The organism is Streptomyces sp. LARHCF249, from assembly GCF_052871255.1.
On record NZ_JBIXJQ010000001.1, the window covers coordinates 431,324 to 450,298 of the forward strand.

Below are 18,975 nucleotides of genomic sequence, written 5' to 3' on the forward strand. Positions count from 1 at the left end.
CCCCGAAAGACCGCGAGAGAAGAGAGCCGACGATGACCATCTTCCGTGACGGGCGGCGCAGAGCCGTCTGTGCCCTCGCCCTGACCACCGCGCTCGCCCTGACCTCCACCGCCTGCGGAGACGACGGCAGCGGCGCGGCGGGCGACAAGGGCGGCGAGGGACCGGGCAAGGGACAGATCACCTTCTGGGACAACAACGGCGGTGTCCGCACCGACGTCTGGAAGGCGATCATCGAGGACTTCGAGAAGCAGAACCCCGACATCAAGGTGAACTACGTGGGGATCGCCTCGACCGAGGTGCAGTCCAAGTACGACACGGCCATCCAGGGCGGCGGCCTTCCGGACGTCGGCGGCGTCGGAGCCGCGATGCTCGCCGGGATCGCCGCGCAGAAGGCCCTGGAGCCCCTCGACGCGCGGGTCGAGGACAGCGCGCTCAAGGGCAAGCTCAACGCGGGCATGGTCGAGAGCGTGAAGTCCGCGGGGGGCAAGGACAAGCTCTTCACGGTCCCCACCTCCGCCAGCAACGGCGTCCTCTACTACCGCACCGACCTGTTCCAGGCGGCCGGCCTCGAGGCTCCCACCACCTGGTCCGCCTTCTACGCGGCGGCCGACAAGCTGACGCAGAAGGACGCGAACAGGTTCGGCTACACCATCCGCGGCGGCGCGGGCTCCATCGCCCAGGCGCTGGACGCCATGTACGGCCAGAGCGGGGTCACCAGCTTCTGGGACGGTGACAAGTCCACGGTCAACGACCCCAGGAACGTGGCCGCGCTGGAGAAGTACGTGGGACTGTTCAAGAAGAACACCCCGGCGGCGGACGTCAACAACGACTTCACCAAGATGGTCGCCCAGTGGGACAGCGGCGAGATCGGCATGGTCAGCCACAACCTGGGCTCGTACAAGGACCATGTGAAGGCGCTCGGCACGGAGAAGTTCCGGGGCGTTCCGAACCCGACCATGGACGACGGCACCCGGGTGCAGGTCTCCCACCCGGTCGACGGGCTCGGCCTGTTCTCTTCGAGCAAGAACAAGGCCGCGGCCTGGAAGTTCATCGAGTTCGCCGCCTCACACGCCTCCAACAGCAAGTGGAACGAGTCGGCGGGCGCGATCCCGGCCAACACCGAGGCGGCCCGGGACCCCTGGATCCAGCAGGCAGAACCGACCAGGCTCGCCGCCGAGGTCCTCTTCAGCGGCAAGGCCGCCATCGTGCAGCTGCCGTACTACCTGCCCGACTGGAACACCATCTCCAAGGCGGACAACGAGCCCGCGTTCCAGAAGGTCCTGCTCGGCAAGTCCACGTCGAAGGAGTTCCTGGACAGCCTCGCCGGGCAGCTGAACACGGCGCAGGCCGAGTGGAAGACGCAGAACAAGTGAGCGTCAGCCGCCGCCAGGTGGTCGCGGCGGGGACGGGGCTCGCGCTCGCCCTGGCCGCGGCCCCCGCCGCAGCCCTGTCCCGAGGAGACGAGCGCATGCGCACCCTGTACATCGCCGGCGATTCCACGGCCGCGCAGAAGTACGCCGGCGCCGCCCCGGAGACGGGGTGGGGCATGGCACTGCCCTTCTTCCTGCACAGGGACGTGGCGGTCGCCAACCACGCGGTCAACGGGCGCAGCACCAAGAGCTTCATCGACGAGGGCCGGCTGGACGCGGTCCTGGACCTGATCCGGCCCGGCGACCTGCTGCTGATCCAGTTCGGCCACAACGACCAGAAGGCAGCCGACCCCACGCGGTACACCGAGCCCTGGACCTCGTACCAGGAGAACCTGTGCCGGTACGTCGACGGCGCGCGAGAGCGCGGGGCCCTGCCGGTGCTCGCCACCTCCGTCGAGCGCCGCAGGTTCGACGCGGACGGCACCGCCCTGCGCACCCACGGGGAATACCCGGCCGCGATGCGGCAGGTCGCCCGGGAGGAAGGCGTCACGCTCCTCGACGTCCAGGAACTGTCCCTGGCGCTCTGGCAGGAGCTCGGCCCCGAGACCACGAAGGCGTACTTCAACTGGACCGCGACCGAACAGGACAACACCCACTTCAACCCGCCGGGCGCGATCGCCGTGGCTCGGCTGGTCGCCGCCGGACTCCTCCACACCGGCGTCCTCGCCCCGGGCGACACCCGCCGCACGGACGAGGAGGTTCCCGTCCGGTGGATCACCTGGCCGAATGACAAGGAGAGCTGAGCATGCGACACACAAGGATACGGGTGGTGGGCGCCGCCGCCCTCGCCCTGAGCTTCACCGGTCCCGCATGGACCGCGCAGCCGGCGACGGCCTCGCCGGCCGCTGCCGAACCCGCCCGCCAGGTTCTTCCGGCCGGCGACGGCTGGGCGTCGGAGGGGACGGGGACCAGCGGCGGCGCCGCGGCCGATGCCTCCCGTGTCTTCACCGTCACGACGTGGGAGGAGCTCCGTGGGGCGCTCGCCGTCGCGGGCACGGAGCCGCGGATCGTCAAGGTCGTGGGGACGCTGAACGCCACGGCCGCCGGCTGCGCGGCCTTCGAGGCTCCCGGGTACGACTTCGAGGCGTACCTCGCGGCCTACGACCCCGCGGTCTGGGGATACGAAACGGAGGTCAGCGGGGAGCAGGAGGATCTGCGCGCGGCCTCCGCCAAGGCTCAGGGGAAGGCCGTCAAGGCGTACGTCCCCGCCAACACGACGATCGTCGGCGTGGGCAGGAATGCCGGGATCACGGGCGGCAGCCTGCAGATCCAGGGCGTGGACAACGTCGTCGTCCGCAACCTGACCGTGGAGAGCCCGCTCGACTGCTTCCCGCAGTGGGACCCGACGGACGGCGCGACGGGGGCGTGGAACTCCGAGTACGACAGCATGGTCGTGTACGGCTCCACCCATGTGTGGGTCGACCACAACACGTTCACCGACGGAGCCCACCCGGACAGTTCGCTGCCCTCGTACTACGGTGAGCCCTACCAGCAGCACGACGGCGAGCTGGACATCGTGCGCGGCGCCGACCTGGTCACCGTCTCGTGGAACGTTTTCGCGGACCACGACAAGACCCTGATGATCGGCAACAGCGACAGCGCGGGTGCCACCGACCGCGGCAGGCTCCGTGTCACCCTGCACCACAACCTCTTCGAGAACGTCGTCGAGCGGGCGCCCAGGGTCCGCTTCGGCAAGGTCGACGCGTACAACAACCACTTCGTGGTGGCCGCCACGGGATACGCCTACAGCTTCGGCATCGGATTCGAGTCCCAGCTCGTCGCGGAGAAGAACGCCTTCACGCTCGCCGACGGCGTCCAGCCCGGCAAGATCCTCAAGAAGTGGAAGGACGCCCCGGTCACCGCTGCGGGCAACGTCGTCAACGGTGCGCAGGTCGACCTTCTCGCGGTCCACAACGCCCAGTTCCCCGACGAGATCCTGCGCGCGGACGCGGGCTGGACGCCTTCGCTGCGCACCCGGGTGGACGTGCCGCGGGCCGTGCCCGCCCTCGTCGGCCACCGCGCGGGCGCGGGCCGGCTGCGCTGACCTTCGGGCCGTCTCTCCACCTTTCTGCTCTTCCCCTTCCTTTTCGCAGCGAAGGAGCTCCCCCATGCCCTCGCACCATCCACCGGCCGTCCTCGGCCGCCGTTCCCTGTTCACCGCCGGCGCGGGTGCGGCGCTCGCGCTCGCCCTGCCGGCCGGTCCCGCCGCCGCCCTCCCAGGTCCCGCCGCCGGCCCCGTCGGCGCCGGCCCGTTCGGCCGGTTCGGTTCACCCGCGGCCCGGCTCACCGACCGCACCCTGTACGTACACCCGGGCGGCCTCGGCGACCACACCGGCGTCCGGGCCGCGGTGAGCGCGGCGGACGGACCCGGCTGGACGCTGGTCCTCGCTCCCGGGACGTACCGGGAGACCGTCGCCGTCGGCCCGGACCGCGGCGCCATGACCTGGATCGGCGCGAGCGAGAACCCCGGCGACGTCACCGTGGTGTACGACAACGCGGCCGGAACGGCCCGGCCCGACGGAGGCACGTACGGCACGACCGGTTCGGCGACCACGACCGTCCAGGCCGACGGATTCACGGCGCAGTGGATCACCTTCGCCAATGACTTCCTGCGCACCGACCTCCCCGGGAATCCCGGCACGCAGGCAGTCGCGCTCAAGGTCCAGGGCGACCGGTCAGCCTTCTTCCACTGCCGGTTCCTCGGACACCAGGACACGCTCTACGCCGACTCGACGGGCTTGGCCGCGGTCGCCCGCCAGTACTTCGCGCACTGTTACGTCGAGGGCGATGTCGACTTCGTCTTCGGCCGGGCCCGTGCCGTGTTCGAACACTGCCACTTCCGCACCCTGCTCCGCACCGATCTGCCGGGTGCCCCGTACGGCTTCGTCTTCGCCCCTTCCACCGCCCGCGGCAACCCGTACGGCTTCCTGGCCGTCCGCTGCCGGGTGACGAGCGAGGCACCGGACGGCTTCTACAAGCTGGCCCGGCCCTGGGTCCCGGGCTCCGACCCGACCGCCTGGCCGTCGCTCGTCGTGCGCGACAGCGTGCTCGGCCCCGGCATCGATGCCACCGCGCCGTACGCGAACATGCGCGACGCCCATCCGTGGCAGGCGCAGCGCTTCGCGGAGTACCGCAACACCGGTCCGGGCGCGGAGATCGGCGTCCCGCAGAACCGCCCTCAACTCACCCTCCCCGAGGCCGAGTCGGCCACACGCGATCACCGTCTCGCCGACTGGCGTCCCCTGCCCGCCTGTTCCTGACCTACGAGAGGACCCGCACGTCATGTCTCACAGCGGAAGCAAGCGCAGCACCCTCGTCGCCCTGTCCCTCCTGGCCACCACCGCCGGCTTCGGCGCACTGACCACCCCCGCCCATGCCGCCACCGTCGTCGTCGCCACCGCGACCGAGCTGGCCGCCGCGGTCAAGAACGCCACACCCGGTACGGTCATCCAGGTCCGCGGCGGCACCTATTACCCGACCGCCGTCCTGCAGTCCACCGCCAACGGCACCGCGAGCAGCCGCATCCGGCTCCAGCCCTACGGCTCGGAGGCGGTGAAGATCGACGGCTCGAAGCTGCCCGCCGGGTCCTGGATCTTCAAACTGACCGCCGACTACTGGACCGTCTCCGACCTCACGTTCCAGAACTCCCCCGACAGCGCCGTCGTCTGCACTTCGTGCACGGGCACCGAGTGGTCCCGCATCAAGACGATCAACGGTGGCGACTCCGGCTTCACGCTCACCGGCGACGACACGAACAACAACGTCGTGAGGAACCTCGACTCGTACGGCCATTACGACGCGGCCAACCACGGCGAGAACGCCGACGGAGTCGCCGTCAAGTTCGGTTCGGGCACCGGCAACCTGATCACCGGGGCGCGGCTCTTCAACAACTCCGACGACGGCATCGACCTGTGGTCCTGGTCCAGCCCCGTGACGATCGAACACACCTGGGCCTACGGCAACGGCAGGAACCGCTGGTCGGACTCCGCCTTCGCGGGTGACGGCAACGGCTACAAGCTGGGTGGCGACGGCGAGGTCGTCGCCCATGTCGTCAACAACTCGGCGGCCTGGGACAACGCGGGCAACGGTTTCACCGAGAACAGCAACAGGGGCGCCATCGTCATCAACCGTACGACCGCCTACGCCAACGGGAAGTGGGGCTACTACTTCGCGACCGGGGCGGCCCGGCTGGCCCGGAACCTGGCCGTGGGCAATGCCTCGGGGCTCGCGAAGCGGGGCTCCTCGGTCGTCTCGGCCGCCAACAACTGGGACTCGGGGATCGTCACCCCGCCCTTCCTCAGCAAGGACGCCACCAGCGCGTACGGCGCCAGGAAGGCCGACGGTTCGCTCCCGGCGACGACGTTCCTGACGACCGGCTCCACGACGATCGGATCGACGATGAACTGAGGTCACGGGGAGGGGCTTTCGGGCCCCTCCCCACACCCCCCGGGGGCCTGCCCGTCAGGAGGAGTCACGCACGATCAGCTCGGTCGGCAGGACCCGGCGCGGCCCCCCGGCCATCGCGGAAGCGGCTCCGGACGCCTCCGCGATCTCCTGGAGGAGCAGCCTGGTCATCGTGCGGCCCATCTCCTCGATCGGCTGGCGCACGCTGGTCAGCGGGGGATCCATCAGGCGGGCCACGGCCGAGTCGTCGACCCCGACGAGGGCGACGTCCTCGGGAACCCGTCGCCCGGCCTGGCGCAGCACACCGCGCGCGCCGGCCGCCATCACGTCGGAGGCGGCGAAGACAGCGTCCAGGCCGGGGGCGCGTTCGAGGAGCTCGCCCATCGCCAGTCTGCCGCCCTCTTCCGTGAAGTCCCCCGTCGCCACGAGCGACTCGTCGGGGGCGAGGCCGGCCTCGGCGAGACCCGCGCGGTAGCCGCCCAGGCGCGCACGGGCCACATACATGTCGAGTGGCCCGCTGATCGTCGCGATCCTGCTCCGTCCGCGCGACGCGAGGTGGGCGACGGCCGCCCGCCCCGCGCCGATGTTGTCGGAGTCCACGTAGGCGACGGGTTCGGCCTCCGAGCGCCGGCCGTTCATGACGAGCGGCAGCCCGAGCTCCCGTACCCGCTCGGGCAGCGGATCGTCCGCGTGGACGGACGCCAGCAGCACGCCGTCGACCCGCTGGGCGGCCAAGTACTGTTCGAACCGCTGGCGTTCACGTTCGGTCCGAACCAGGGTGAACAGCAGCTGCTTGTCCGCCTCGGCGAGTTCGGCGCTCACCCCCCGGATGAGATCGAGGAAGTACGGCTCCGCGAACAGCCTGGCCTCGGTCTCGGGGATGACCAGGGCCACCGCGTCGGTCCTGCTCCCGGCCAGTGCCCTGGCCGCGTGGTTGGGGATGTACCCGAGCTCGGCGACGGCGCGGGCGACGGCCGCTCGGGCCTGCTCGCTCACCCGCGGCGAGCCGTTGATCACCCGCGAGACCGTGCCCCGGCCGACGCCGGCCAGGGCCGCGACCTCTTCCAGGGTGGGCCTGCCGTTCTGCCGGCTTCCGCTCACGACTTCGAACTCCCCTCGTGCGACAGCGCGTCCCGCGCCCGTCCGGTCGCATGGAACACGGTACGCCGAGCCGTACGGTGGGAGCGCTCCCAATCTACTCCCAATCTACTCACGATCTCCGCCCGACACCACGTCTCGCGTTCAGAACCTGACGGTACCCGTCGATCAAGGGGGCGCCCACGCCCTCGAACGCCGTCTCGTAACGAATCCGCGTTCATGTCTTGACACTCGCACTCGCCAGGCACCAACCTTCCGGCAGCGACGTGGGAGCGCTCCCATTCGGGGGCCCGCCGGACCCCCTGGCGCGCGACGAGCACCACCTGGACGAGGAGAGTGGAATGCGCACTTCCAGCAGCAGACGCGGCCGCCGTGCCGCGATCGCGGCGGTCGCCGTACTCACGGCCGGCACGGCCCTGCTCACCGGCTGCGACAGCGGCGGCAGCGACGACGGCGCGGCCGCCGAGGAGAAGATCACGCTGCGGATCGGGACCTTCGGTTCCTTCGGCTACGACAACACGACCGGCGCCAAGCTCTACGCAGAATACGAGAAGACCCACCCGAACATCACGATCGAAGAGTCGAACGTCGCCGACGGCCAGAAGTACTGGGACACGCTCAAGCTGCGCCTGTCCCGCGACAGCGGTCTCGCGGACATCCAGGCCCTGGAAGTGGGCTACATCGCCGAGGCGACCGGGCCCGCCATGGCGGGCAAGTGGGCCGACCTCGGCACGTCGGGCGGCGCGGACCTCGGCGCGTTCCTCGACTGGAAGGTCAAGCAGGCCACCACCGCCGACGGCAAGGTCATCGGCCTCGGCACGGACATCGGCCCGATGGCCATCTGCTACAACAAGGACCTGTTCGCCCAGGCCAAGCTGCCGACGGAACGCGCCGAGGTCGCCAAGCTCTGGGCCGGCGACTGGTCGAAGTTCCTCGCGGCCGGCGAGACGTACAAGAAGAACGCCCCGGCCGGGACCGCCTTCCACGACTCCGCGAGCGGCCTGTTCAACGCCGTCGTCTCCAGCGAGCCGGTGCAGTACGCCAACGCGAAGGGCGAGCTGGACTACGAGAACAGCCCCGGCGTGAAGAAGGCCTGGGACACCGCGGTGGCGGCAGCCAAGGGGGAACTGACCGCGAAGCTGCGCCAGTTCGACGAGAAGGGCACCTGGAACGCGGCCTTCAAGAACTCGAAGTTCGCCACCGTCGCCTGCCCGAGCTGGATGACGGGCATCATCAAGGACCAGGCGGGCGCCGAGAACCAGGGGAAGTGGGACATCGCCGAGCCGCCCGTGGCCGGGAACTGGGGCGGCTCGTTCCTCGCCGTGCCGAAGTCCGGTAAGCACGCCAAGGAGGCCGCCGAGCTCGCCGCCTGGCTGACCGCACCGGCGCAGCACGCCAAGGTCTTCGGCGTGAACGGCAACATCCCCTCCACCAAGGAGACGCTCACCTCGCCGGCCGTGCAGGACGCCAAGCTGCCGTTCTTCGGTGACGCCCCGGTCGGCAGGATCTACTCGGCGGCCGCGGCCGGTATCACGCCCGCCCCGATCAGCCGCTGGGACGGCCAGGTGAAGACCTTCCTCACCGACAACGGCATCCTCGACATCGAGCAGCGCGGCACCGATCCGGCGAAGGCGTGGGAGAACGTCAAGAAGCTGGTCGACGACAAGATCGATCAGTAGCGGGGCCGCGAACGGCCCGCCGCCGGCGGGCGGCGGGCCTTCACCGTCCGTACCACCGCACGCGCTGACCTGGAAGGACGCCCCGTGGCCACCTCCGTACGGGCGACGAGCGGCGGCTCCCCGCCGCCCTCCACCCCGACGCCCACCCCGAGTCCCAGCCCCGCCCCCGGCCCGCACCGTTCCGGCCGTGCCGGATGGCGGAGCACGCTCTACCGCCTGGATCTGAAGGCGATCCCGTACGTCTTCATCGCGCCTTTCTTCCTCACCTTCGCCGCCTTCGGGCTCTTCCCGCTCCTCTACACGGGCTGGCTGTCGCTCCACCGGGTGGAGCTCGGCGGCAGCGCGCAGTGGAAGGGCCTGGAGAACTACAGCTCTCTGGCGACGAGCGAGTTCTTCTGGAACGCGCTCGCCAACACCTTCACCATCGGTGTGATCTCGACCGTTCCCCAGCTCCTGATGGCCCTCGGCCTGGCCCACCTGCTCAACTACAGACTCCGCGGCCGCGGGTTCTTCCGCGTCGCTATCCTCGCTCCGTACGCCACCTCGATCGCGGCCGCGACGCTCGTCTTCGCCCAGCTGTTCAACACGGACTACGGCCTGATCAACACGGCCCTGGACTGGGCCGGCTTCGGCCCGGTCGCCTGGGAATCCTCCAAGTGGCCCGCGCAGATGGCCATTTCGACGATCGTGACCTGGCGCTGGACGGGCTACAACGCGCTGATCTACCTGGCGGCGATGCAGGCCGTACCGCAGGACCTCTACGAGGCCGCGGCGCTGGACGGGGCATCGCGCTGGCGCCAGTTCCTCAGTGTCACCATCCCCTCCATCCGGCCGACGATCCTTTTCACGATCATCGTCTCCACCATCGGCGCCACCCAGCTGTTCGGCGAGCCGATGCTCTTCGGCGGCAGCGTCGGCATCAGCGGCGGCAGCGGCAACCAGTTCCAGACGCTGAGCCTGCTCATGTACGAGAAGGGGTGGGTGACGGGCGCGCTGGGCCAGGCCTCCGCCATCGCCTGGGTCATGCTGCTGCTCCTGCTGCTCATCGGCGGTATCCATACGGCGGTCTCGCGCACGAACCGATCGAACCGATCGAACCGCTTGAACCGCTCGAACCGCAGGAAGCCGGGGAGCTGACGTCATGGCCCACACACGCGACACGACCACCGCTCCGACGCCCCGCGCCCGACGTCTTCGCCCGTCAGCAGGCCGTCAGCACCACGCGGGACCGTTGACCTACGTCCTGCTCGGACTGGCCGCGCTGATCTCCCTCTTCCCGCTGTACTGGAACCTCGTCGCCGCCTCGCACTCCGGCGAGCGGGTGGTCGAGGCGCCGGCCCCGCTGCTGCCCGGGCCCCGGCTCTTCGACAACCTCGCCTTCGCCTGGAACCAGGTCGACATGGGCGAGGCCCTGGTCAACACCACGATCGTGGCCGGGCTCGTCGCCCTGTCCACGGTGCTGTTCTCCACCCTGGCCGGCTTCGCCTTCGCCAAGCTGCCCTTCAAGGGCCGGGGAGCCATGCTGGGACTGGTGGTGGCGACCATGACGATCCCTCCGCAGCTCAGCGTGATCCCGCTCTACCAGATCATCACCGACCTCGGCTGGGTCGACCAGCTCCAGTCGGTCGTCCTGCCCTCGCTGGTCGCCGCCTTCGGCGTGTTCTTCATGCGCCAGTTCCTCATCGAGGCGCTGCCGGTGGAGCTGGTGGAGGCGGCCCGGATGGACGGCGCGCACAGTCTGCGCATCATCTGGCACGTGGTGTTCCCGGTCGCCCGGCCCGCGATGGCGGTCCTCGGGATGCTCGTCTTCGTCCAGGCCTGGAACGACTTCTTCTGGCCGTTCATCGCGCTGACTCCCGACGGCAACCCGACCCTCCAGGTCGCCCTGGCCGGCCTCGGAGCGGGCAACCACACCGTCGACCAGGCCGTGGTCCTGACCGGCGCGCTCCTGTCCACGCTGCCGCTGCTGCTGGTCTTCGCCGTGCTCGGCAAGCACATCGTCGGCGGCATCACGGCCGGCGCCGTCAAGAACTGATCCGTTCGATCCTCTTGTCGACCTGTCCCCGCCTCATCCGTACTCCGCGTTGGGAGCGCTCTCCTATGACCGCGTCCGAGACCCGGCCGCTCACCGCCATCCGCTCGTTCCCGCCCGACTTCCTGTGGGGCACGGCCACAGCCGCGTACCAGATCGAGGGCGCCGCCCGTGAACACGGCCGGACACCGTCCATCTGGGACACCTTCTCGCACACCCCGGGCAAGGTCTTCGCAGGCCACACCGGTGACGTGGCGGTGGACCATTACCACCGGTTCCGCGAAGACGTCCGGCTGATGTCCGAACTCGGCCTGGGCGCCTACCGGTTCTCCGTCTCCTGGTCCCGCGTCCAGCCGACCGGCCGGGGCCCGGCCGTCCAGCAGGGCCTGGACTTCTACCGGCGGCTCGTCGACGAGCTGCTCGCCGCAGGCATCGAGCCCGCCCTCACTCTCTACCACTGGGACCTGCCCCAGGAACTGGAGGACCTGGGCGGCTGGCCGGAGCGGTCGACCGCCGAACGGTTCGGCGATTACGCGGCACTCGTCGCGGACGCGCTCGGAGACCGGGTGAAGCGCTGGACCACTCTCAACGAGCCCTGGTGCAGCGCCTTCCTCGGGTACGGGTCCGGCGTCCACGCCCCGGGCCGCACCGACACGGTCGCCGCCCTGCGCGCGGCCCACCACCTCAACCTGGGCCATGGGCTCGGCGTCCAGGCCCTGCGGGCCGCGCTGCCCGCGGACAGCCAGCTCGCGGTCTCCCTCAACCTGCACGAGGTCCGTCCCCTGACCCCGTCGCCCGAGGACCTGGACGCGGCCCGGCGCATCGACGCCGTCGGCAACCGGATCTGGCTCGGCCCGATGCTGGAGGGCGCCTATCCCGAGGATCTCCTGGCGGACACCGCGCACCTGACCGACTGGTCCTTCGTCCGGGACGGCGACACGCTCACCAGCCACCAGCCCCTGGACCTCCTCGCGGTCAACTACTACACTCCGACGGTCGTCTCGCACGTCGCACGGGGCGGGGAGAAGCCGCAGGACGACGGGCACGGCAACAGCGAGCACTCGCCCTGGCCCGGAGCGGAAGACGTCGGCTTCCACCGGGCGCCGGGCGAGCGTACGGCGATGGGCTGGCCGGTCGACCCGAGCGCGCTGTACGACCTGCTGACGCGCACCGCCGCCCGGTATCCCGGTCTGCCGCTGGTGATCAGCGAGAACGGCGCGGCGTACGAGGACGAGGTCCGCCCGGACGGCACGGTCCACGACCCGCAGCGCGCCGCCTACGTCCACGCACACCTCGACGCCGTGCACCGGGCCATCGCCGCCGGGGTGGACGTGCGCGGCTACTTCCTCTGGTCGCTGCTCGACAACTTCGAGTGGTCGTACGGCTACGCCAAGCGTTTCGGTGCGGTCCACGTCGACTACGACACCCTGGAGCGGACGCCCAAGTCGAGTGCGCACTGGTACGCGCGCGTGGCGCGGACGGGCGAGCTGCACGCCCCCGGATCCTGAGAGCGCAAGGGATGACATGCATCGCAGGACGCATCCCTCAACGTCTCGGCGGTCGCGGCGGAGGTCAGCAGCCGGTTCGGGGTCCGGTCCTGGTTCCGGCCCGCCCGCGGGCGCATCATCGGAAGGGGGGCAGCTGGGAGTGGTGATGAGGAATGAGGCTGTCGTTCCTGGAACCCCTGTACACGGAGCCCGGCCCGTTCGCCTCGGTGTACGTGGACACCTCGCGGGACGTCGCGCAGCCCGACCGGGCCCTCGACCTGCGCTGGCGGCGGCTGCGGGCCGACCTCACCCGGCAGGGCGCGGACCAGGCGCTGCTCGGCGTGCTGGAGGAGGCGGTCGGCGCGGACGCGGAGGTGCCCGGAACGCACGGGCAGGCCATCTTCGCGGCCCACGGCTCGCTCGTCCTGGACGGGGAGCTGCCCCGGCCGCCCGCCCGCGACTCGGCCCGCTACAGCACCCTGCCGGAGGCGATGCCGCTGGTCACCCAGCATCTGCCGGAGATCCCGTACCTCGCGGTGGTGGTGCACTACGGCGGGCTGCCGACGGCCGAGACGCACGGCTGGGTGACGGTCGAGGCGGAGTCCGGCACCTGGCCGGCCTCCGCGGTCACCCCGGGTGAGCGGCTGCACCACAGGGTGCCGGTGGCGAGCTGGCACCACAGCGCCGTCCGGCTGGGTCACCAGCTGGACGCCTGGGCGCGGCGCATCCGCGCCGACGCCCTCGTCGTCGCCGGGGACGAGTGGGCGGGCAACGTCCTGGTCCGCCGACTGCCGCACTCGATTCGCGACAAGGTCGTACGGGCCCGGGGCCCCACCCCGACGGACACCGGCCGGGCCCTGCTCGAGCCGCAGCTCGGCAGCGTCTTCCGCGGCCGGATGGCCGAACACGACCGGGACCTGGTGAACGTCTTCATCGGCCGCCGGGCCCTGCGCGGGCCCGCGGTGGAAGGGCTGGCCGCCGCCGTCGGCGCCCTGCAGCGCGGCCAGGTCGCGGCGCTGCTGCTGAACCACCCGCCCCCCGCCTCGCTGCGCCTGTGGACCGGCCCGCGGCCGACGCAGCTCGCCCTGAACGAGGAGGAGCTGGTCTCCTGCGGGGTACGGGCGCCCCGCGAGGAGCCCGCCGACGAGGTCCTGGTGCGGGCCCTCGTCGGCACCGCCGCCGAACTGGTCGTCGTACCGGAGGACGAACTGCTGCTGGACGAGGGCGTGGGGGCGCTGCTGCGGTACGCCGACCCCGCAGCCACGGTCTAGAGCCGCTGGTACGTGCCCACGAGCGTGCCGCCGGCGAGCTCCTTGCCCCGCACCGCGCTGTGCACGGCGTCCACGCTGGGCCGGTCGGGCAGCCGGACCGGCCCGGACAGTGCGTACAGGCGGAAGAAGTAGCGGTGCGGCCCGTGCCCGGGCGGTGGCATCGGCCCGCCCCAGCCCGTGCGTCCGAACCCGTTGGGCCAGGACGTCCCGCCGTGCGGGTCATGGCCCTCCTCCACCCCGCCGGTCCACGGGTCGATGCCCGTGACCAGCCAGTGCAGGAAGGTGGTCCCCGGCGCGTCCGGGTCCTCGCACAGGAGCAGCAGCTCCGCGGTGCCCTCGGGCGCGGCCGTCCAGGTCAGGGGCGGTGAGACGTCATCCCCCTCGCCGGTGTACCGGCGGGGGATCTCGGCGTGGTCGGCGAAGGCGGAGCTGGTCAGCTGAATTCCGGTCACGGCCGCCGCACTACCCGGTCCGCGCGTGCCCGTACCGCTCCGGGCCCGCAATCCACCCGCGTGGTGCACGGCAGGGGCGCCCACGCGGCGATGCCGGTGGCCGGTGCTGTCCGTCCTGGGCGGCTCACTGCTGTCCCCGGTCGAGCTGAGGTTTGCCCGCCCCGACATCGACGGGACGAGGCCGCGTCGAACCTGGCCGAGATGGTCCTGCGCATGCTGGGAGTCGTACCGGACGAGGCCCACGAGGTCGCCCGGCGCCCGCTGCCCGACCTCGGCTGACAGGGCCGGGCCCGGCGGCGGCAGCGGTCGATCGACGGGCGCGTGTCGGTGTCCGGTGCCACGCTGGGTCGTACACGATCCGCGAAAGGCAATCGCCATGATCACCACTGACTTCGCCCCCGGCTCCCCCTGCTGGCTCGACCTCGGCGCTCCCGACGTCCGTGCCGCCGCCGCTTTCTACGGCTCGGTACTCGGATGGGACTACGAGTCCATGGGCGAGGGGGAGGACATGGAAGGCGGCATGTTCCGCAAGGACGGAAAGACCGTCGCCGGACTCGGCAAGCTCACCGAGGAGGGCGCGCGGTCGGCCTGGATGATCTACTACAGCGTCACCGATGCGGACGCCACGACCCGGGCCGTCGAGAGCGCCGGAGGCACGGTGCGGGTGGCGCCCAGGGACCTCGACGAGTGGGGCCGGATGGCCCAGTACAGCGACCCGCTGGGAGCCCAGTTCGCCGTGTGGCAGCCCGGGACGAACAAGGGCGCCGATCTGGTGGACGCGCCGGGCTCGCTGTCCTGGACGGAGCTGTACACGAGCGACGCCCCGGCCGCGAAGGAGTTCTACGGCGGGGTCTTCGGCTGGCAGTTCAGTGACATGGAGCTGCCGGGCGGCGGGGGCACGTACGCCCTCATCACCCCCGCCGGGCAGCCCGAGGAGCGCATGCACGGCGGCCTCATGGAGCTTCCCGCGGAGAACCTCACCCTGACGAACGGACGGCCGTACTGGCACCCGGTCTTCAACGTCCCCGATTGCGACGCCGCGGTCGCCAAGGTCACCGAGAACGGTGGCAGCGTGCAGATGGGGCCGGAGGACGCCGAGGGCGTCGGCCGGCTGGCCGTGTGCCTCGACCCGTCGAACGCCGACTTCGTGGTGCTGACTCCGGCTCCGGGGTCGTAGCCCTCGCGTCGGTCGCAGGGGCAGTGCCTCAACGCGGGACGTGGACGTGGATGGTCTTGCCGCCCCTCGCGCCGTGGTGGCGGATCTCCACGTCGGTCCCGAGCCGGTTGACCAGGTTCCATCCCCATCCGCCCTCGCCCCGGTGACCGGGCCTTCTGGGCTGCGGCTCGGCGCTGCTGGTGTCCGTGACGTCGACGTCGACTCCGTCGGGTTGCAGGTGGAGGTCGAGCGCACAGCCTCCGGACGTGTGGCGGACGGCATTGGTGACGAGCTCGCTGATCACCAACAGGGCGTCGTCCAGCACGAGGGGCGGCAGCTCGGGGCCCTCGTGCGCGGAGGGCGTGAGGAAGCCCCGAGCGGCGTGGCGGGCGTCGGCCGCCGCGCCCCGACCGTTCAGGTCCAGGTGCAGTGTCGAGGGGAGAGGCATCGATTCGACTCTCCAGAAGCCTCGTGTCCGGTGAGGAGCTTGGCGTAAACGCTTACCTAGGTTCACCTGCCCGGTCGCGCCCCGTGTACTCGCCCCGCAGGCGGCGGAGCCGCGCTGAGGTCCGGATGACCGCGCTGGGGCACGGCCCGTCACGGACGGTATGGGGCTTGGGCGAGGCGGTCGGCCACGTCGTCGCTCGACCACCACGGGGTGGGCTGCCACCTCAGTGCGCGCTCCAGCGGAACTTGCCGCCGCCGACCCACCGGACCTCGTCCGGGTCGTCAAGATCGTGGATCGTGACGCCTGCGCGCGCGGCGATCAGGAGCACGTCCGTCATGGACCGGGCGGTGCTCACCATCTCGCCGTCGATCTCCACGATCCGGAACGGCGGGTGGGAGGGATGCACGCCGAGTACCGTGACCCGCGCCGTGGAGATGTAAGGACTCGCGCTTTCGGTCATGCGCCACTCGCCTCCATTTCATGACCGGGGCGCCGGATGCACCGGATCCGTATGGCGCCTGCCCTGGCAGGGGCGGTTCATTCAGTCAGGACGGACGTCCTTGCGGGAAGCCCGGAAGATCCGGAGCGCAGGAGGGGCACAGCCCCCGGTAGGTGACCTCGACCTCGGACACCGTGAAGCCGAACCGCTCCTCCGCCGGGAGGCCCGCCAGTGGATCGCCGGTCGGGTGGACGTCGCGGATGGTGCCGCAGCCGGAGCACACCAGGTGCTGGTGCGGGTGGTGCGCGTTGGGGTCGTAGCGCTTCGCGCGGCCGTGGGCGGAAACCTCCACGACCTCACCGAGCAGGACCAGTTCGCCCAGGGTGTTGTAGACGGTCGCCCGGGAGATCTCGGGCAGCAGCCGCGCCGCGCGGGCGTGCACCTCGTCGGCCGTCAGGTGCACGTGCTCACCGTCGAGGATCTCCGCGACGACGCGCCGCTGGGACGTCATGCGCCAGCGGCGCCCTCGCAACCGCTCCAGCAGGTCACTCATTTCCGGTTCACCTGTTCACAACTCGGCGGGACGACAGAAGTCTAAAGGCCTGCGTTCCGGTTATGGCGGGAAGCGGACACCGGTGGCTGCGGCCGGACCAATTCCTCTTCCGGCCGCCTCCACGCAAGGTCGAAATGATCAGAAGATCCGACTGCTTGTTACGCGGGGATGCTCTGCGTGTTCTCGTAGCAGTGCGGTCTGCGGTGCGAAACCATACGGACGCCGGTTGCCGCCCCGCGCTCGAGTCGGAAAAGCAGACAGGGTCAAGAGCGGGCAGCCGGCAGATGGAAACACTGCGACAGGAAGAAGGACGGACGTGTCCGGCAGCGAAAGCGAGAACCCGGCAATCCCCTCCCCCACCCCCACGCCGACTCGTCCCAGGACGAACCGTGACTGGTGGCCGAATCAGCTGGACCTCCAGGTTCTCCACCAGCACTCGCCGCAGTCCAATCCGATGGGTGAGGGCTTCGACTACGCAGAAGAGTTCGCGGGCCTGGACGTCGACGCGCTGAAGCGGGACGTCTTCGAGGTGATGACGACGTCGCAGGACTGGTGGCCCGCCGACTACGGCCATTACGGGCCGCTCTTCATCCGTATGAGCTGGCACGCCGCCGGAACGTACCGCATCGCCGACGGCCGGGGCGGTGGCGGCAGCGGCGCTCAGCGCTTCGCCCCGCTCAACAGCTGGCCCGACAACGCGAGCCTCGACAAAGCGCGCCGTCTGCTCTGGCCGGTCAAGAAGAAGTACGGCCGGAAGATCTCATGGGCCGACCTTCTGGTCTTCGCCGGAAACTGCGCCATGGAATCGATGGGTTTCAAGACGTTCGGATTCGGCTTCGGGCGGGAGGACATCTGGGAACCCGAGGAGATCTTCTGGGGTCCCGAGGACACCTGGCTCGGCGACGAGCGCTACAGCGGCGACAGGGAACTCACCGGTCCTTTCGGCGCGGTGCAGATGGGGCTGATCTACGTCAATCCGGAGGGCCCCAACGGAAACCCGGATCCGATCGCTGCCGCGCGGGACATTCGCGAGACGTTCGGGCGCATGGCGATGAACGACGAGGAGACGGTTGCGCTCATCGTCGGCGGCCACACGTTCGGCAAGTGCCACGGCGCCGTCGGTCCCGAATACGTCGGCCCGGAACCCGAGGCCGGCCCGATCGAGCAGCAGGGCCTCGGATGGCTCAACTCGTACGGCAGCGGCAAGGGCGTCGACACGCTCACGAGCGGGCTCGAGGGCGCCTGGACCGCCGAGCCGACGAAGTGGGACAACGGGTACCTGGACAACCTGTTCGGATACGACTGGGAGCTGACGACGAGCCCGGCCGGCGCCCAGCAGTGGACCCCCAAGGATCCCGCGGCCCAGGGCACGGTGCCCGATGCGCACGATCCGTCGAAGCGGCACGCTCCGATGATGCTGACGACGGACCTCTCGCTGAAGCTGGACCCGGTCTACGGGCCGATCTCGAAGAGCTTCCACGAGAACCCGGCCAAGCTCGCGGAGGCGTTCGCCAAGGCGTGGTACAAGCTGCTGCACCGCGACATGGGGCCCGTCTCGCGCTATCTCGGCCCGTGGATTCCCGAGCCGCAGCTGTGGCAGGACCCCGTCCCCGCGGTGGACCACGAGCTGGTGGGGGACGCGGAGATCGCCGACCTCAAGGCCCGGATCCTCGCCTCGGGACTGTCCGTTTCCCAACTGGTCGCCACCGCCTGGGCGTCGGCGGCCAGCTTCCGCGGCACCGACAAGCGGGGCGGGGCCAACGGGGCCCGGATTCGGCTCGCGCCGCAGAAGGACTGGGAGGTCAACGCCCTGCCCGAAGTGGCCGAGGTGGTGCAGACCCTCGAGCGGATCCGGCAGGAGTTCAACGCCTCGCAGGCCGGCGGGACGAAGGTTTCGCTCGCCGATCTGATCGTCCTGGGCGGGTGCGCGGGCGTCGAGCAGGCGGCGAAGAACGCCGGGCACGCCGTCACGGTCCCGTTCGCGCCGGGCCGTACGGACGCCTCGCAGGAGCAGACCGACGTGGAGTCGTTCGCCGTGCTCGAACCCAGGGCGGACGGGTTCCGCAACTACCTCCGGGCGGGGGAGAAGCTGTCGCCGGAGACCCTCCTGCTGGACCGCGCCAACCTGTTGACGCTGACCGCACCCGAGATGACGGTGCTGACCGGCGGCATGCGGGCCCTCAACGCCGGCTTCGGGCGGTCCCCCCACGGTGTCTTCACCCACCGGCCGGAGACGCTGACCAACGACTTCTTCGTCAACCTGCTAAACATGGATACGGATTGGAAGGCGTCGACCTCGGACGAGAACGTGTTCGAAGGCCGGGACCGCGCCACGGGCGAGGTGCGGTGGACCGCCACCGCGGTCGACCTCGTCTTCGGGTCGAACTCCCAGCTCCGAGCCGTCTCGGAGGTCTACGCGTCCGAGGACGCGGGAGAGAAGTTCGTCCGCGATTTCGTGGCGGCGTGGGACAAGGTGATGAACCTGGACCGGTTCGACCTGGCCTGAGCCCGGTGTCCCGGCCGGCC

17 protein-coding genes and 1 pseudogene are annotated in these 18,975 nt (G+C 70.5%); 13 read left to right on the forward strand and 5 right to left on the reverse strand.

Annotated elements, in window-relative coordinates:
• The first annotated feature begins 32 nt into the window (after nucleotides 1–32).
• The 5 genes from ACIPUC_RS02160 (at nucleotide 33) to ACIPUC_RS02180 (ending at nucleotide 5,837) form a co-directional block, all read left to right on the forward strand.
• Nucleotides 33–1,373: an ABC transporter substrate-binding protein gene (locus tag ACIPUC_RS02160; protein WP_446586265.1), complete on the forward strand. Its 1,341-nt coding sequence runs from the start codon at nucleotides 33–35 to the stop codon at nucleotides 1,371–1,373.
• Nucleotides 1,370–2,173 carry a rhamnogalacturonan acetylesterase gene (locus tag ACIPUC_RS02165; RefSeq protein ID WP_446586266.1) on the forward strand — a complete coding sequence of 268 codons (804 nt, stop codon included), beginning with the start codon at nucleotides 1,370–1,372 and terminating at the stop codon, nucleotides 2,171–2,173. Before ACIPUC_RS02160 ends, ACIPUC_RS02165 begins: the two co-directional genes overlap by 4 nt.
• A gap of 2 nt (nucleotides 2,174–2,175) precedes the next feature.
• Nucleotides 2,176–3,474, forward strand: a complete 1,299-nt coding sequence (locus tag ACIPUC_RS02170) for a pectate lyase family protein (protein ID WP_446586267.1) — start codon at nucleotides 2,176–2,178, stop codon at nucleotides 3,472–3,474.
• A gap of 64 nt (nucleotides 3,475–3,538) precedes the next feature.
• Nucleotides 3,539–4,690, forward strand: coding sequence for a pectinesterase family protein (locus ACIPUC_RS02175; protein ID WP_446586268.1), 1,152 nt, complete (start codon nucleotides 3,539–3,541; stop codon nucleotides 4,688–4,690).
• A gap of 22 nt (nucleotides 4,691–4,712) precedes the next feature.
• Nucleotides 4,713–5,837: a right-handed parallel beta-helix repeat-containing protein gene (locus ACIPUC_RS02180; protein WP_446586269.1), complete on the forward strand. Its 1,125-nt coding sequence runs from the start codon at nucleotides 4,713–4,715 to the stop codon at nucleotides 5,835–5,837.
• Nucleotides 5,838–5,891: 54 nt separating this feature from the next.
• Here the strand turns inward: ACIPUC_RS02180 and ACIPUC_RS02185 are convergent, their stop codons facing one another.
• Entirely contained in the window at nucleotides 5,892–6,935 is a 1,044-nt protein-coding gene (locus tag ACIPUC_RS02185; protein WP_446586270.1) for a LacI family DNA-binding transcriptional regulator, read from the reverse strand.
• Nucleotides 6,936–7,273: 338 nt separating this feature from the next.
• On the opposite strand from ACIPUC_RS02185, the gene ACIPUC_RS02190 reads away from it, so the two are divergent.
• From ACIPUC_RS02190 to ACIPUC_RS02210, 5 genes are all read left to right on the forward strand, one after another.
• Nucleotides 7,274–8,611 carry an ABC transporter substrate-binding protein gene (locus ACIPUC_RS02190; protein WP_446586271.1) on the forward strand — a complete coding sequence of 446 codons (1,338 nt, stop codon included), beginning with the start codon at nucleotides 7,274–7,276 and terminating at the stop codon, nucleotides 8,609–8,611.
• Between the two features lie 84 nt (nucleotides 8,612–8,695).
• Nucleotides 8,696–9,748, forward strand: a complete 1,053-nt coding sequence (locus tag ACIPUC_RS02195; protein WP_446586272.1) for a carbohydrate ABC transporter permease — start codon at nucleotides 8,696–8,698, stop codon at nucleotides 9,746–9,748.
• Nucleotides 9,749–9,752: 4 nt separating this feature from the next.
• Nucleotides 9,753–10,646 (forward strand): carbohydrate ABC transporter permease, encoded by an 894-nt coding sequence (locus ACIPUC_RS02200; protein ID WP_446586273.1) that lies wholly within the window; start codon nucleotides 9,753–9,755, stop codon nucleotides 10,644–10,646.
• Between the two features lie 65 nt (nucleotides 10,647–10,711).
• Nucleotides 10,712–12,151, forward strand: coding sequence for a GH1 family beta-glucosidase (locus tag ACIPUC_RS02205; RefSeq protein ID WP_446586274.1), 1,440 nt, complete (start codon nucleotides 10,712–10,714; stop codon nucleotides 12,149–12,151).
• 152 nt (nucleotides 12,152–12,303) lie between these two features.
• On the forward strand, nucleotides 12,304–13,401 hold the full coding sequence (locus tag ACIPUC_RS02210) for a baeRF2 domain-containing protein (RefSeq protein ID WP_446586275.1): 1,098 nt from the start codon (nucleotides 12,304–12,306) through the stop codon (nucleotides 13,399–13,401).
• On the opposite strand, the gene ACIPUC_RS02215 is transcribed toward ACIPUC_RS02210, so the two are convergent.
• Nucleotides 13,398–13,853, reverse strand: a complete 456-nt coding sequence (locus tag ACIPUC_RS02215) for a YbhB/YbcL family Raf kinase inhibitor-like protein (RefSeq protein ID WP_446586276.1) — start codon at nucleotides 13,851–13,853, stop codon at nucleotides 13,398–13,400. The two genes, ACIPUC_RS02210 and ACIPUC_RS02215, sit on opposite strands and share 4 nt — an antisense overlap.
• Before the next feature lie 106 nt (nucleotides 13,854–13,959).
• Between ACIPUC_RS02215 and ACIPUC_RS02220 the strand changes: the two are divergent.
• Together ACIPUC_RS02220 and ACIPUC_RS02225 are read left to right on the forward strand one after the other, a co-directional pair.
• Nucleotides 13,960–14,132 (forward strand): annotated as a pseudogene (locus ACIPUC_RS02220) (TetR/AcrR family transcriptional regulator); the annotation flags it as partial.
• A 97-nt stretch (nucleotides 14,133–14,229) separates the two neighbouring features.
• Nucleotides 14,230–15,030: a VOC family protein gene (locus ACIPUC_RS02225; RefSeq protein WP_446586277.1), complete on the forward strand. Its 801-nt coding sequence runs from the start codon at nucleotides 14,230–14,232 to the stop codon at nucleotides 15,028–15,030.
• 28 nt (nucleotides 15,031–15,058) lie between these two features.
• On the opposite strand, the gene ACIPUC_RS02230 is transcribed toward ACIPUC_RS02225, so the two are convergent.
• The 3 genes from ACIPUC_RS02230 to ACIPUC_RS02240 form a co-directional block, all read right to left on the reverse strand.
• The gene (locus ACIPUC_RS02230; RefSeq protein WP_446586278.1) at nucleotides 15,059–15,457 is read right to left on the reverse strand and encodes an ATP-binding protein; all 399 of its coding nucleotides are present in this window, start codon (nucleotides 15,455–15,457) and stop codon (nucleotides 15,059–15,061) included.
• Between the two features lie 223 nt (nucleotides 15,458–15,680).
• Complete coding sequence (locus ACIPUC_RS02235; protein WP_446586279.1) at nucleotides 15,681–15,917, reverse strand: hypothetical protein; 237 nt, start codon at nucleotides 15,915–15,917, stop codon at nucleotides 15,681–15,683.
• A gap of 85 nt (nucleotides 15,918–16,002) precedes the next feature.
• Entirely contained in the window at nucleotides 16,003–16,449 is a 447-nt protein-coding gene (locus tag ACIPUC_RS02240; protein ID WP_446586280.1) for a Fur family transcriptional regulator, read from the reverse strand.
• Nucleotides 16,450–16,765: 316 nt separating this feature from the next.
• Between ACIPUC_RS02240 and katG the strand changes: the two genes are divergently transcribed.
• Nucleotides 16,766–18,955, forward strand: coding sequence for a catalase/peroxidase HPI (katG, locus tag ACIPUC_RS02245; RefSeq protein WP_446586281.1), 2,190 nt, complete (start codon nucleotides 16,766–16,768; stop codon nucleotides 18,953–18,955).
• Nucleotides 18,956–18,975 lie beyond the last annotated feature (20 nt).